The organism is Billgrantia tianxiuensis (assembly GCF_009834345.1).
Taxonomy (GTDB): Bacteria; Pseudomonadota; Gammaproteobacteria; order Pseudomonadales; family Halomonadaceae; genus Halomonas; species Halomonas tianxiuensis.
Window position 1 is genome coordinate 3,748,165 of the sequence record NZ_CP035042.1, and the last position, 13,509, is coordinate 3,761,673.

General features: G+C 67.8%; 9 protein-coding genes and 2 pseudogenes. 4 read left to right on the plus strand and 7 right to left on the minus strand.

Going from position 1 to position 13,509, the window contains the following annotated elements; translation table 11 throughout:
* Positions 1–149 precede the first annotated feature (149 nt).
* The 3 genes from ptsP to EKK97_RS17530 are packed head-to-tail and all read left to right on the plus strand — an operon-like array spanning position 150 to position 5,751.
* Positions 150–3,032: a phosphoenolpyruvate--protein phosphotransferase gene (gene ptsP, locus EKK97_RS17520; protein WP_159553827.1), complete on the plus strand. Its 2,883-nt coding sequence runs from the start codon at positions 150–152 to the stop codon at positions 3,030–3,032.
* Positions 3,032–4,006, plus strand: coding sequence for a 1-phosphofructokinase (pfkB, locus tag EKK97_RS17525; RefSeq protein ID WP_159553829.1), 975 nt, complete (start codon positions 3,032–3,034; stop codon positions 4,004–4,006). Before ptsP ends, pfkB begins: the two co-directional genes overlap by 1 nt.
* On the plus strand, positions 4,003–5,751 hold the full coding sequence (locus tag EKK97_RS17530) for a PTS fructose-like transporter subunit IIB (RefSeq protein ID WP_159553831.1): 1,749 nt from the start codon (positions 4,003–4,005) through the stop codon (positions 5,749–5,751). Before pfkB ends, EKK97_RS17530 begins: the two co-directional genes overlap by 4 nt.
* Positions 5,752–5,935: 184 nt before the next feature.
* Here EKK97_RS17530 and EKK97_RS17535 read toward each other — a convergent pair whose 3' ends face one another.
* From EKK97_RS17535 to zwf, 3 genes and pseudogenes are all read right to left on the minus strand, one after another.
* Positions 5,936–6,598 (minus strand): bifunctional 4-hydroxy-2-oxoglutarate aldolase/2-dehydro-3-deoxy-phosphogluconate aldolase, encoded by a 663-nt coding sequence (locus tag EKK97_RS17535; RefSeq protein WP_159553833.1) that lies wholly within the window; start codon positions 6,596–6,598, stop codon positions 5,936–5,938.
* Positions 6,599–6,613: 15 nt separating this feature from the next.
* Positions 6,614–7,291, minus strand: a complete 678-nt coding sequence (gene pgl, locus EKK97_RS17540; protein WP_159553835.1) for a 6-phosphogluconolactonase — start codon at positions 7,289–7,291, stop codon at positions 6,614–6,616.
* A gap of 1 nt (position 7,292) precedes the next feature.
* A pseudogene (gene zwf / locus EKK97_RS17545) lies at positions 7,293–8,800 on the minus strand (glucose-6-phosphate dehydrogenase).
* Between the two features lie 195 nt (positions 8,801–8,995).
* Between zwf and EKK97_RS17550 the strand changes: the two are divergent.
* Complete coding sequence (locus tag EKK97_RS17550) at positions 8,996–9,856, plus strand: MurR/RpiR family transcriptional regulator (protein WP_159553837.1); 861 nt, start codon at positions 8,996–8,998, stop codon at positions 9,854–9,856.
* A 3-nt stretch (positions 9,857–9,859) separates the two neighbouring features.
* Here the strand turns inward: EKK97_RS17550 and EKK97_RS17555 are convergent.
* The 4 genes and pseudogenes from EKK97_RS17555 to EKK97_RS17570 form a co-directional block, all read right to left on the minus strand.
* Positions 9,860–10,476 (minus strand): annotated as a pseudogene (locus EKK97_RS17555) (2-dehydro-3-deoxy-6-phosphogalactonate aldolase).
* A 19-nt stretch (positions 10,477–10,495) separates the two neighbouring features.
* The gene (locus tag EKK97_RS17560; protein WP_159553839.1) at positions 10,496–11,455 is read right to left on the minus strand and encodes a 2-dehydro-3-deoxygalactonokinase; all 960 of its coding nucleotides are present in this window, start codon (positions 11,453–11,455) and stop codon (positions 10,496–10,498) included.
* A gap of 10 nt (positions 11,456–11,465) precedes the next feature.
* Positions 11,466–12,614 (minus strand): galactonate dehydratase, encoded by a 1,149-nt coding sequence (gene dgoD / locus EKK97_RS17565; protein WP_159553841.1) that lies wholly within the window; start codon positions 12,612–12,614, stop codon positions 11,466–11,468.
* Entirely contained in the window at positions 12,611–13,411 is an 801-nt protein-coding gene (locus tag EKK97_RS17570) for a FadR/GntR family transcriptional regulator (protein WP_159553843.1), read from the minus strand. The genes dgoD and EKK97_RS17570 overlap by 4 nt, the downstream gene beginning before the upstream one ends.
* Positions 13,412–13,509 lie beyond the last annotated feature (98 nt).

Genomic DNA, 13,509 nt, shown 5'->3' on the forward strand with positions numbered 1-13,509 from the left:
CGCCCCCTCCCAAAGTCTAAGTAAACGCGGCTTGCGAAACCAGATGAATCGTTCCAGCATGAAAAACATGTCAGGTGACACGATTCAGCATAGCTGACGCATGACGTCAAAGCCTGCTGAGTCACCCAGCCACCTTCAGGAGAACCATGATGCTCAGCCTACGCCCCGGGGATGTCCGCCTCGATTGTCGGGCCACCGACTGGCGCGAAGCACTGGAGCAGGCCGCCGAGTCGCTGCATCAGTCGGGGCTGACCGCCCCCGCTTATCGCGACGGCCTGTTCCAGCGCGAGTCGCAATCCTCCACCTTTCTCGGCAATGCCATTGCCATTCCTCACGGCACGCCCGAGAGTCGCGAGCATGTGCGCAAGACCGGCGTACGTGTGCTGCAGTTTCCGGATGGCGTCGAGTGGCATGACGGCCAGCGCGTCCATGTACTGGTGAGCATTGCCGCCCAGAGCGACGAGCATCTCGACATCCTGCGCCAGCTCACCCATGTGCTCGATGACGACGGCGTCGGCGATCGCCTTGCCGCCGCACGCTCCGCCGCCGAGGTTGCCGCCCTGCTGTCGAAAGCGGTGGTGGAGGCGCGCCTGGACGCCGAGACCCTGTGCCTCGGTTTCCCTGCTCGCGACACCCGCGAGTTGGCCCTGGCCGGAGCCGCCCGCCTGCGCCAGCTTGGCTGCGTCGAGAGCCGTTTCGTCGCTGCGGTGGCCGAGCGAGAACCGCTTCCACTCGGCCAGGGGCTGTGGCTGGCCGCCAGCGAGCATGGTGTGGAAAGTCCGGCACTGGCCCTGGCCACCCCCGAGGCGGAGCCGTCCGGCACCGACGCCGCGGTGAAGGGCGTGTTCTGCCTGGCGGCCCAGGGCGACGCCCATCGCGGCCTGCTGGAGCGTATCCTGGCGCTGCTCGACAGCGGCGCCGCGGCCGAACTGCCTGGCGCCGACGCCGCCACCGTGCTGGCCCGGCTGGCGGGCGAGTCGGCCATGGCCCATACCCGGCTCGCTCGGGTGCTCAACGCCCACGGCCTGCATGCCCGTCCAGCCAAGCAACTGGTGCAGGTCGCCCGGCATCAGGGCTTGCCCATCCAGGTGCGCCTGGCCGAAGGCGGCGGCGCCGCGGTGCCGGCCACCAGCCTGACCAAGGTGATCAACCTCGGTGCCCGGCGCGGCCAGCAGTTGATCTTCTCCGCCGAGGGCGACAACGCCCAGGCGGCGCTCGACGCCGTCTGCCGGGCCGTGGCGGACGGACTCGGCGAACAGGTATTGCCCTTCGACGAGAGCCGCGAGCGCATCACACCACTCGCGGATGCCGCTCCCCCGGAGCCGCTGCCCGATGACACTCCCCACCAGGGCGTGGCAGCCTCGCCGGGGCTCGCCATTGCCCCGGTCTTCGTGCTGCAGACACCACGTTTCGATTATCCCGAGCGTGCCGCCGACCCCACCGAGCAGCAGCGGCGCCTGCAAAACGCCATCGGCGAGGGCGTGGCACAGCTCGAGGTGCTGGAGCGCGAAGCCCGCGGCGGCGAGGTGGCCCAGATCCTCTCCATGCACGAGGAGATGCTGCGCGACCCCGAGCTGTTCGAGGCGGCCCGCGAGAGCATCCAGGACGGCCGCTCCGCAGAGGCCGCCTGGTGGGATGCCATCGAGACCGCCGCCCATGCCCAGGAAATGCTCGCCGATCGGCTGCTCGCCGAACGCGCCGCCGACCTGCGCGACGTCGGACGCCGCGTACTCGGCATTCTGTGCCAGGTGAGCCGACCGGAGCCGCCGGAAACGCCCTACATCCTGGTCACCGACGACATCGGCCCCTCCGACGTGGCGCGCCTCGACACGCGCCGGGTACGTGGCCTGCTCACCGCTCGCGGCGGTGCCACCGCGCACAGCGCCATCCTGGCCCGGGCGCTGGGCATTCCTGCCGTGGTGGGCGCCGGCGAGCGCGTACTGACGCTGGCAGGCGGCGAGGAGCTGATCCTCGACGGCGAGCGCGGCCGGGTGATCCCAGCGCCCTCCGCCGAGCGCCGCGCCGCCGCCGAGCAGCGCCTGGCAGAGCGCCAGCAACGCGAAGCCGAGGCGTGGGAGGCGCGCTTCGAGGAGGCTCGTACCCGCGACGGTCACCGCGTCGAAGTGGCCGCCAACCTGGGCAATACCGCCCATGCCGCCGATGCCGTGGAGCGCGGCGCCGAAGGCGTCGGCCTGCTGCGTACCGAATTCCTGTTCATGGCCCATGCCCAGGAGCCGGATCTCGACACCCAGATCGGCGAATACCGTGAGGCGCTCGATGCCCTCGACGGCCGCCCGCTGGTGGCCCGCACCCTGGACGTGGGCGGTGACAAGCCGCTGCCCTACTGGCCGGTTCCCCGGGAGGACAATCCCTTCCTCGGCCTGCGCGGCATTCGCCTGACCCTGACCCGCCCCGAGGTGCTCGAGACCCAGCTGCGCGCGCTGCTGATGGCGGCCGCTCCCGGCTCGGAGCAAGCGCCGAGGCCGCTGCGCATCATGCTGCCGATGATCAAGGACATCGCCGAGTTCCGCGCGGCACGCGCCATTCTCGACCGCCTGCTTGACGAGATTCCTGCCGCCGAGCGTGCCACCGACGTGCAGCTCGGCGTGATGATCGAGGTACCCTCGGCCGCCCTGCTGGCACCGACGCTGGCCGCCGAAGTCGACTTCTTCTCGGTGGGCACCAATGACCTGACCCAGTACACGCTGGCCATCGACCGCGATCACCCCGCGCTCTCGGCCCAGGCCGACGGCCTGCACCCGGCGGTGCTGCGCCTGATCGAGATGACCGTGACGGCGGCCCATGCCCGCGGCAAGTGGGTCGGCGTTTGCGGCGAGCTGGCCAGCGATGCCCTGGCCGTGCCGGTGCTGGTCGGGCTCGGCGTCGACGAGCTCTCGGTCAGCGCACGACAGGTACCGCTGGTCAAGGCGCGGCTGCGCGAGTTCGACCTCGCCGAAGCCCGTGCCCAGGCCGAGCTGGCGCTGGCCCAGGCCACCAGTGAGGCGGTTCGCGACGCCCTGGAGGTGCGCTGATGGCCCGCGTGCTCACCCTGACGCTCAACCCCGCGCTGGATCTTTCCGTAAGCCTGGAGCGACTGACGCCGGGCGCGGTCAACCGCACCCGCGAGACCCACCTGACGGCGGCCGGCAAGGGCGTCAACGTGGCCCGGGTGCTGGCCGATCTCGGCCACGATGTCACCGTGTCGGGCTTTCTCGGCGCCGACAACGACGGCCCCTTCCTGCGCGCCTTCGAAGCCACGGGCGTAGAGGACGCCTTCCTGCGCGTGCCCGGCGAGACTCGCATCAACGCCAAGCTCGCCGAAGCCGACGGCCGGGTCACCGACATCAATGGACCCGGCGCCGCCATCGATGCCGCCGCCTGGCAGCGCCTGCTCGACGGTCTCGATACGCGTATCGGTGATCCAAGGCGACGGCCCGACGCCGTGGTAATCGCCGGCAGCCTGCCGCCCGGCGTGGCGCCGGCCGATCTCTCCGTGCTCACCGCCCGCCTGCGCGAAGCCGGGCTGTCGGTATGGGTCGATACCAGCGGCGAAGCGTTGACCCGGGCCATCGAGGCTCGCGCCACCGCGGTCAAGCCCAACGAACAGGAACTCACTGCCTGGGCCGGCGAGAGCCTGGAAAACGCCGAGGCACGGCTCAAGGCAGCGCTGCGTCTGTATGCCGCCGGCATCGAGGAGGCCGTGGTCTCCGCCGGCCCCGCCGGCGTGCTGTGGGTCAGCCGCCGCGGCGCCTGGCAGGCCATGCCGCCGCGCCTGGCGGTCGCCAGCACCGTGGGAGCCGGCGATACCCTGCTTGCCGCCCTGCTTCACGGTGTGCTGTCGGGCCACCCTCCCGATCAGGCCTTGCGCCTGGCCACCGCCCTTTCTGCCGAATCGGTTCGTCACGTAGGCGTGGGCAATCTCCACGCCGACGACTTCCCGCAACTCCAACAACAGACCCGCGTACGTCGCCTCAATGACGTCGACGCAGGGGGAGCCCTCGCATGAACGTGATCATCGTTACCGCCTGCCCCAGCGGCATGGCCACCACTTTCCTCGCCGCCCGTCGCCTGGAGCAGGCCGCCCGTCGGCTGGGTTGGCAAGCCAGCGTCGAAATGCACAGCCAGCTCGAAACCGTCGAGCCCGCCTCGGCCGAAGCCATTGCCGCAGCCGACCTGGTCGTGGTTGCCGCCGATCCGATCCCTGCCGCCGAACGCTTTGCCGGCAAGCGCCTGTTCCAAGCGACCGTCAACGAGGCACTGCCCGACCCCGAGGCGTTCCTGCAACGCGCCCACCGCGAGGCCGACACCTTCACGCCTCCCGCCGCCAGCACAGCCCCGCCTGTCCGGCAGGCAGCCCCCGGTGGCAGCCGGATCGTCGCCGTGACCGCCTGCCCCACCGGGGTGGCCCATACCTTCATGGCCGCCGAGGCACTGAGTGAGGCGGGCAGGAGTCTTGGCCATGCGATCCGGGTGGAGACCCAAGGCTCCGTCGGCGCCCAGGACAAGCTCACCGACGAGGAGATCGCCGCAGCCGACGTCGTGATCCTTGCCTGCGATATCGAGGTCGACCCGACCCGCTTCGCCGGCAAGCGCATCTATCGCACCTCCACCGGCAACGCGCTCAAGAAGCCCCGACCGACCATAGAGGCAGCCCTCGACCAGGCCGAGGTGGAGGACACCGCCAACGCCTCACGCCGCAGCGAGGCGAAAAAGAGCCTGAAGGAAAAAGGCGTCTACAAGCACCTGCTCACAGGCGTCTCCTTCATGCTGCCCATGGTGGTGGCCGGCGGCCTGTTGATCGCACTCTCCTTCGTCTTCGGCATCGAGGCCTTCGAACAGGAGGGTACGCTGGCCGCGGCGCTGATGCAGATCGGCGGTGGCACCGCCTTCGCCCTGATGATTCCGGTACTGGCCGGCTACATCGCCTACTCCATCGCCGACCGACCCGGCATCGCCCCGGGTATGATCGGCGGCATGCTGGCGGCGGATATCGGCGCTGGCTTCATCGGCGGCATTCTCGCTGGCTTCCTCGCCGGCTACGTGGCGCTGGCGGTGAGCCGGCACGTCAAGTTGCCGAAGAGCGTCGAGTCGCTCAAGCCGATCCTGATCATTCCGCTGATCGCCAGCCTGGTGACCGGGCTGACCATGATCTACGTGATCGGCGAGCCGGTGGCGGCGATCCTCGCCGGCCTGACCAGCTTCCTCGCCGGCATGAGCTCTGCCAATGCCGTGCTGCTCGGCATCCTGCTCGGCGCCATGATGTGCTTCGACCTGGGTGGGCCGGTCAACAAGGCGGCTTATACCTTCGGTGTTGGCCTGCTCTCCACCCAGACCTATGCGCCGATGGCGGCGATCATGGCCGCCGGCATGGTGCCGGCCATCGGCATGGGCATCGCCAGCTTCGTCGCCCGCCACAAGTTCTCAGAGCCGGAGCGCGAAGCGGGCAAGGCATCGTTCGTGCTGGGGTTGTGCTTCATCAGTGAGGGCGCCATCCCCTTCGCCGCCAAGGACCCGCTGCGCGTCATCCCGACCTGCATGCTGGGCGGCGCCATCACCGGAGCCCTCTCCATGCTGGTCGGCGCGCAGCTGATGGCTCCCCATGGCGGCATCTTCGTGCTGCTGATTCCCAACGCTATCACCCCGGTAGTGCTCTATCTCGGCGCTATCGTCGCCGGCTCGCTGATCACCGGCCTGGGCTACGCTGCGATCAAGCGCGGCGCGGCACCGGTGGCGGTGGGCGCCACCGCCTGACGCCTCCATAACAGGCGTTCAAGCGCCGATGCACGCCGCCCGTTGGACGACATGCATCGGCGCTTTCGCGTAAGTACCGCTAATCGCGCCTGATCAACGGATAAAAAAAGCCCGGCCAGAAGGCCGGGCACAATGACAGCAACTGGCTGCCAAGAGAGCACGAGAAAGAGGTCAGTTAAGCCGCTCAGTGATGAAAACGCTGGGCGGCTTCCTTGGCGAGCTGGCGGATGCCGTTCCAGTCCTCGGCCTCGACCAGGGACTTCGGCGTCAGCCAGGAGCCACCCACGCACATCACGTTCTTCAGCGCCAGGTAGTCCTCGGCGTTGTCGAGGTTGATGCCGCCGGTGGGACAGAAACGCGCTTCGGGAATCGGTCCGGCAAAGGCCTTCAGCGCCTTGACGCCGCCGCTGGCCTCGGCAGGGAAGAACTTGAAGCGGCGGTAGCCGTATTGCCAGCCGGTCATCAGTTCGGACACCGTGGCCACGCCGGGCAGCATCGGCACCGGGCTGGTGACACCATAGCGGTATAACGCCTCGGTGGTACCGGGCGTGACCACGAAATCGGCACCTACCTGCTCGCTCTGGCGATACTGCGCCGGGGTCAGCACGGTTCCCACGCCAATGCTGGCCTGCGGCAGGGCCTCCTTGAGACGGCGAATCGCCTCCAGGGCACAGTCGGTGCGCAGGGTCACTTCCAGCACGGTGAGCCCCCCCTCGACCAGGGCGCGGCCCAGCGGCACGGCATCTTCCACCCGCTCGATGGCCAGCACCGGGATGACCTCGGCCTTGAGGCAGATGCTGTCGAGTTCGGTGGTGCGCGTGGACGGCAGCTGTTTCTCGATGGTCATGAGCAAGACTCCAGTTCAGGGGGCCCAGTAGACAGCCAGTGGGCAGGAAAGAAAGGCGCGGATCGGCAATTCACGCGAATCGTCGCCGGACAGGGCGCGGGCCAAAACGCTGCGCTTGTCGTCGCCGGTGATGTGCAACACGTGGCGACGCGCCTGGTGCAGCCGGTCGGCGCTGAGGGTGATGCGCGCCTGGGGCTGGCTCGGCGTACGCGTGGCCAGTACCGGAGCGTCGGTGGTGAGCCCCAGCTCCAGCTCGCGGCTGTCGGGAAACAGCGAGGCGGTATGACCGTCGCCACCCATGCCCAGCACCACCAGGCTGGCCGGCCACGACAACGCCTCGATACGCCGGGTCACCGCCTCGACACCCTGCTCGGGCGTCTCGTCGTCGGTGGTCAGCGAGACGAAGCTGGCCGCCTCCGCCTGGTCCTGCAGCAGGTGGCGCCGTACCAGCCGGGCATTGCTCGCCTCGTCGGTCTCGCTCACCCAGCGCTCGTCGGCCAGGGTCACGTCGACCCGCTCCCAGGGCAACGACTGTCTGGCCAGAGCCTGGAAGAAAGGCACCGGGGTGGAGCCTCCGGAGAGCACTAGCAGGGCTCTGTCGTTCTGGCTCAGATCCTGGCGCAGCGCTTCGGCGGCGGCTTCGGCAAGCTGCTCGGCGAGCTGCTCGCGCGGCCCGGCTGCTAGATTCGTCATGTCAGTAGTCCTCGTACCAGCTGCGCCCATCCTGGGTAATCATGGCGATGGAGGCTACCGGCCCCAGGAGCCGGCGGGGTAACGCCGTGGCGGCTCGCCCATCTCCTTCCAGGCGGCGACCAGGCTGTCGCACCAGTGCCAGGCGTGCTCGACCTCGTCGCGACGCACGAACAAGTACTGGCGCCCCTTCATCACTTCCAGCAGCAGACGCTCGTAAGCATCGGGAATGCGCGCCTGGGGAAAGGCGCTGCCGAAATCCAGATGCAGCGGGCCACGGCGCAGGCGCATGCCGCGATCCAGACCGCTATCCTTGGTAAGCACCTCGAGCGCGATACCTTCGTCGGGCTGCAGGCGAATGACCAGCTTGTTGGCGGCCAGGTTGCGCTGGTCGGGATCGAAGATGTAGTGCGCCTGCTGGCGAAAGTGGATCACGATCTGCGAGAGCTTCTCGGGCATGCGCTTGCCGGTGCGCAGGTAGAACGGCACCCCAGCCCAGCGCCAGTTGGAGACGCCGGTCTTCATGGCGACGAAGGTCTCGGTGCCGCTCTCGAGGTTGGCGCCCTCCTCCTCGAGGTAGCCGGGAACGCCCTTGCCGTTGATGGTGCCGGCAATGTACTGGCCGCGCACCACGTCGCGATTCAGCTTGGCCTCGCTGAAGGGCTGCAGTGCCTTGAGCACCTTGACCTTCTCGTCGCGGATGGCATCGGCATCCAGGTTGGCCGGCGGATCCATGGCGATCAGGCAGACCAGTTGCAGCAGGTGGTTCTGCACCATGTCGCGCAGCTGGCCGGCACGGTCGAAGTAGCCCCAGCGCCCCTCGATGCCGACCTGCTCGGCCACGGTGATTTCGACGTGGGAGATATGGTTCTGGTTCCACTGGGTGCCGAACAGGGGATTGGCAAAACGCAGCGCGATCAGGTTCTGAACGGTTTCTTTGCCGAGGTAGTGGTCGATTCGATAGACCCGCGACTCCGGGAACACTTCGCCGATGGCGTCGTTGATCTCGCAGGAGGACTCGAAGTCGTAACCGATCGGCTTCTCGACCACCACGCGGGAGAGATCGTCCAGGCATTCGCCGGCCTGCAGGTTGCGGCAGATATCGCCATACAGGCTCGCCGGCACGGCAAGGTAGACCACCAGGGGACAGACCACGGTGTCATGGCGTACGGCCTTGCGCCATTCGCTTATGCCACGGTAGCCCTCGGCGGTGGCGAAATCGAGCTGCAGGTAGTCGAGACGCGCGGTGAAGCGTTTGATTGCCCCACGATCGAGTTCGGCAGGCTTGACGTAGGTCTGCAGGGTTTCGGCCACGCGTCGCCGGAAAGCGTCGGACTCCATCTCCTGACGGGCCAGCCCCAGGATACGGGTATCGTCGTGTAGCAGACCTTCGCGGTCGAGATGGTAGAGTGCCGGGTAGAGCTTGCGCAGCGACAGGTCGCCCAAGGCACCGAACAGCGCGAGATCGATGACTGGCCGGCTCTCTTCCTCAGGCCGCTTGCTTGCGTTCATGTCCGCCCCCATCTGGTTAACTTACATAAAAAGTACGCAAAAACAGGCTTGGCATCAACTGATTTTTTGTAATATTACACCCAAAATAGAGGTTTCCGATCCTTCAATTCGCGCCCGCCCCGACTCCGCGATAGGATAGCCGGCGTCAATGTTGTTAAATCACTACATTATCAGCTTTAGAGAGTCTCTTCTGCCATGGCCCACGACCTGCTGCAACGAATCCGCCAACGCCTCGATGAGCTCAACCGCTCCGAGCGCAAGGTAGCAGACGTCATCCTGGCCGATCCGGCCCGGGCCACCGGTCTGAGCATTGCCAGTCTGGCCCAGGCGGCTTCCGTCAGTGAGCCCACGGTCAACCGCTTCTGCCGTAGTTTCAATGCCAAGGGCTATCCCGATTTCAAGATCAAGCTAGCCCAGAGCCTGGCCGGGGGCACCCCCTATGTCAGCCAGTCGGTGGAGCCGGGCGATGGTGCCGCGGACTACACGCGCAAGATCTTCGGCGCTACCATCGCCGCCCTGGACGAGGCCAGCCGCACCATCGACCCGGCCCGCATCGAGCGGGTGGTGGACTACCTGATCCAGGCCAAGCAGATCCACTTCTTCGGTCTCGGCGCATCCGGTGCCGTGGCTCAGGATGCCCAGCACAAGTTCTTCCGCTTCAATCTTCCGGTCACTTCCTACGTCGACGTGCTGATGCAGCGCATGGTCGCATCGGCCTGCCATACCGGCGACGTGGTGGTGGTGATCTCCTGGACCGGTCGCACCCGCGAGCTGGTCGAGATCGCCCAACTCGCGCGCGAGAGCGGCGCCGTGGTACTGGGTATCACCGCCCCCGGCTCGCCGCTGGCGGCGGAGTGCACCGAGACGCTCGAAGTACCCACGCCGGAGGACACCGACGTCTACATGCCGATGACTTCGCGCATGATCCAGCTCACCCTGATCGACGTGCTGGCCACCGGCGTCACCCTGCGCCGCGGCGAGGATTTCCTGCCCCACCTGAAGAAGATCAAGGACAGCCTGCGGGAAACCCGCTACCCGCCCGGTGCGCGCGGCTAAACTTCAGCTACGACCCTCACCTGCCGCGGCCAGCCAGGCCGCTACCAGCGCACGCGCCTGCTCGCCCACCTGCGCAGGCGACTGCCCTGGGCGGTAGAGCGCACTGCCCAGGCCGGCACCGTCCACGCCGGCAGCACGCCAAACGGCGAACTCATCCGCGCCGATGCCGCCCACGGCATAGAGGCGGGTAGCGGCCGGCAGTACCGCTCGCAGCGCCTTCATACCCTCCACACCCACCTGCACGGCGGGAAACAGCTTCAGCCCCGTTGCCCCGGCATCCAGCGCATCGAAGGCCTCCGATGGCGTCAGCACACCTGGCCAGCTCTGCATGTCGAGGCGTCGCGTCTCCCCGATCACCGCCGGACGGCAGTTGGGCGAAACCACCAGTCGCCCGCCGGCGGCATGCACGGCACGAACCTCATCCACGCCGAGCACGGTGCCGGCGCCTACCAGCGCACGCTCGCCCAGCGCCTCGGCCAGGCGGCGGATGCTTTCGAGCGGGTCGGGGAGTTAAGAGGGACTTCCAGAGTGGTGATGCCAGCAGCGATGACGGCTTCGCCAACCGCCACCGCCTCCTCGGGGTGGATACCGCGCAGGATGCCGATCAGGGGCAAGGTCATGTCCGTCTCCATAAGGTTGTCACGCGCCGGCCCGTGCCAGTCCCAGGCCAGCCAGTACCGCCGCTTCGCCATCGAGACGCCGGCTGGTATGACCGAGCGCCCCGAGGGCCAGCGCATAGCGCTCGCACAGCGCCTCGCTGCCGATCAGGGTGATGGGAACACTCGCCAGCTCGTGCCGAACACCGCCGAGTTCGAGGCCAATGGCGAGCCCCGAGAGGCGCGCTCCCAGCCGGGCTCGCCGCGCCTCACCGGCAGGCAGCGAATCGTCGAGCAGGTCGGCGGCACGCAGACCGAACAGCCACTGGCTGAAGCGCCCCGGCTCGTCGGCTGCCTCACGCACCGCGCCGATGAACGCCTCGCGACAGCCGGACTCGACGAGCCCGGCGTCGGCCACTGTGTGCCTGAGCACCGACTGACCGGCCAACAGGCCATAGAGTTCACCGGTCAGGTAAGTGGCGAAGCGCTTGACCTCGCCGCCCTCCAGCCACGCCCACTTGGCATGGGTACCCGGCAGGCACACCAGCCCCGAAAACTCCGGCTCCCAGGCCACCAGTCCGGCCAGTTGCGTCTCCTCGCCGCGCATCACGTCGAAGCCGCGCTTCGCGGCGTCGGCATGCTGGCACAGCCCCGGCAGCAGGCGCACCTCGAGCCGCGCATCGCGCAGCGAAGGAGCCACGGCGCCGCGAGTCAGCTCTTCCAGGCGCGTCGGCAACGGCAGGTAGGCCGCTTCACGCCAGCCCTGGCGGGCGCCAGCCATGCCGCAAATCCACACCGCCACGCGTCCCGAAGCGGGCAGCCAGTCGCCGACGGTCTCCAGTAGCGCAGGCTCGTAGTCCTCCGGCGCCAGGGCCAGCATGCCCTTGTCGCTGCCGCCCCGGGCCAGCACTTCGCCACGCTCGTCCAGCCCCCAGGCGCGCAGGTGGCTCGAGCCCCAGTCCACCGCGACCCATGCCAGCCGCTCGCGTACCTCATCGCTCATGACGACCTCCTCACCACTCGGCGATGGAGCCGTCCTCATGGCTCCACACCGGATTGCGCCAGCGATGCCCCACCTTGGCCCGCTCCTCGACGAATGCCTCGTCGATCTCCACGCCGAGACCGGGTCCCTGGGGAATGGCACAGAAGCCCTCCTCGATGGACAGTGCTGACTTGTCGACCAGATAGTCGAGTACGTCGTTGTCGCGGTTGTAGTGGATGCCCATGCTCTGCTCCTGAATGAAGGCGTTGTGGCTCACTGCATCCAGGTGGAGCGAGGCGGCCAGGGTCAGTGGGCCGAGCGGACAGTGCGGTGCCAGGGCCACGTCGTGGGCCGAGGCCAGCGCAGCGATCTTCAGCCCTTCGCTGATGCCGCCGCAGTGGGAGAGGTCGGGCTGGATGATGTCGATCATGCCGTCGGCAAGCAGGTCGCGGAATTCGAACCGGGTGTGCAGGCGCTCGCCGGTGGCCAGCGGATAGCCCAGGCCGCCGGCGATGTGCTTCAGGCTAGGCAGGTGCTCGGGGGCCACCGGCTCCTCGACGAACATCGGGTGGTAGGGCTCCAGCTCGCGCAGCAGCGCCTTGGCCATGGGCCGATGCACACGGCCGTGAAAATCGATGGCAATGCCCACTTCGGATCCTACCGCCTCGCGGGCCTCGGCCACCCGGGCCACTGCCTCGTCGATCTTGCGGTGCGAGTCGACGATCTGCATCTCGGCAGTGCCGTTCATCTTGAACGCAGTGAAGCCGCGCGTCACCAGCTCCCGGGCGCCCGCCCCCACATCGCTCGGCCGATCGCCTCCGGTCCAGGCATACATGCGCATGCGCTCGCGCACCGCGCCGCCCAACAATTGATGCACCGGCACCCCCAGGTCGCGCCCCTTCAGGTCCCATAGCGCCTGGTCGATGCCGGCGATGGCACTCATCAGAATCGGGCCGCCGCGATAGAAGCCGGCGCGATAGAGCGTATTCCACAGGTGCTCGATACGATGCGGATCCTGGCCGACCAGATAGTCGGCGAGTTCGTGCACCGCGGCCTCCACCGTAGCGGCGCGGCCCTCGATGACCGGCTCACCCCAGCCGTAGCAGCCCTCGTCGGCCTCGATCTTGAGGAACAGCCAGCGCGGCGGCACCTGCCAGGTCTTGAGTCGAGTGATCTTCATAGTGAACGCTCCTTGGCCTGCGTGTCGAGTGCGGCTACCGGTACGACAGCCGAATGAGAGGAAACGTCGGTCACAATGCCCAGATCGACGGCGGTACGTCGCAGCACGTCGGCAGCGGCCGCTTCGGCAGCGTCGGCATCGCGACGACGAATCGCCTCGAGCAGGCGGCCATGGCGCACCAGGCTGTCATCCAGGTCGGCCTCGAGGGGCTGGAGGTGGGCCTGAGAGCGCTGGATCAGGGCAATGATCGAGGGGCGCAGCAAATGCCCCATCTGGCGCCATACCAGGTTGTGGCTGGCGTGGTAGACGGCATCATGAAAGGCCACGTCGTACTCGGCATGCCGCGCGCTGGCTTCCGGCCTGCCGGCGGTATGTCGCATGCCCTCGTAGGCCGCCTCCAAGCGTTCGAGATCCTCCCTTTCGGCTGCCTGGGCTGCCAGGCGGGCGACGGCCGGCTCCGCTGAATAGCGAAAGGCGAATATCTCGCGCAGCAGGTCGGCGTCAGGCGTTTGGATATCGGCCATCCACTCGCTCACCAAGGGATCGAGCAGGTGCCAATCGCCGATCTCGCAGACCACGCTGCCACGCCCTGCGGTGCGCTCGATCAGGCCGAGGGCGACCAGGGTCGCCAGGGCGTTGCGCACCTGGTTGCGGCTGACTTCGAAGTGCTGGCAGAGGTCGCGTTCGCGAGGAAACGTCTCGCCTGGACGCCAGCGCCCGGCCAGCAGCGCCTGGCCCAGCAGTCGTGCCAGACCGTCGGCGCCACCATGGTGGCGAGGCAGCGAAGCCAGGGTCATGTCGTCCTCCTGAAAATGTCAGACATTTATCACATCCAGCATCATACCCCACCCTGCATGATGCAAATACCCGGGGAAAAGCAGCGGGGTTTTCTCGG

Excerpts from the sequence above, each read along its gene's own strand:
- dgoD (WP_159553841.1), bottom strand. The coding sequence starts at position 12,614 with ATGAAGATCACTCGACTCAAGACCTGGCAGGTGCCGCCGCGCTGGCTG.
- ptsP (WP_159553827.1), top strand. The coding sequence starts at position 150 with ATGCTCAGCCTACGCCCCGGGGATGTCCGCCTCGATTGTCGGGCCACC.
- EKK97_RS17570 (WP_159553843.1), bottom strand. The coding sequence starts at position 13,411 with ATGACCCTGGCTTCGCTGCCTCGCCACCATGGTGGCGCCGACGGTCTG.
- EKK97_RS17560 (WP_159553839.1), bottom strand. The coding sequence starts at position 11,455 with ATGAGCGATGAGGTACGCGAGCGGCTGGCATGGGTCGCGGTGGACTGG.
- pfkB (WP_159553829.1), top strand. The coding sequence starts at position 3,032 with ATGGCCCGCGTGCTCACCCTGACGCTCAACCCCGCGCTGGATCTTTCC.
- EKK97_RS17530 (WP_159553831.1), top strand. The coding sequence starts at position 4,003 with ATGAACGTGATCATCGTTACCGCCTGCCCCAGCGGCATGGCCACCACT.
- EKK97_RS17550 (WP_159553837.1), top strand. The coding sequence starts at position 8,996 with ATGGCCCACGACCTGCTGCAACGAATCCGCCAACGCCTCGATGAGCTC.
- pgl (WP_159553835.1), bottom strand. The coding sequence starts at position 7,291 with ATGACGAATCTAGCAGCCGGGCCGCGCGAGCAGCTCGCCGAGCAGCTT.
- EKK97_RS17535 (WP_159553833.1), bottom strand. The coding sequence starts at position 6,598 with ATGACCATCGAGAAACAGCTGCCGTCCACGCGCACCACCGAACTCGAC.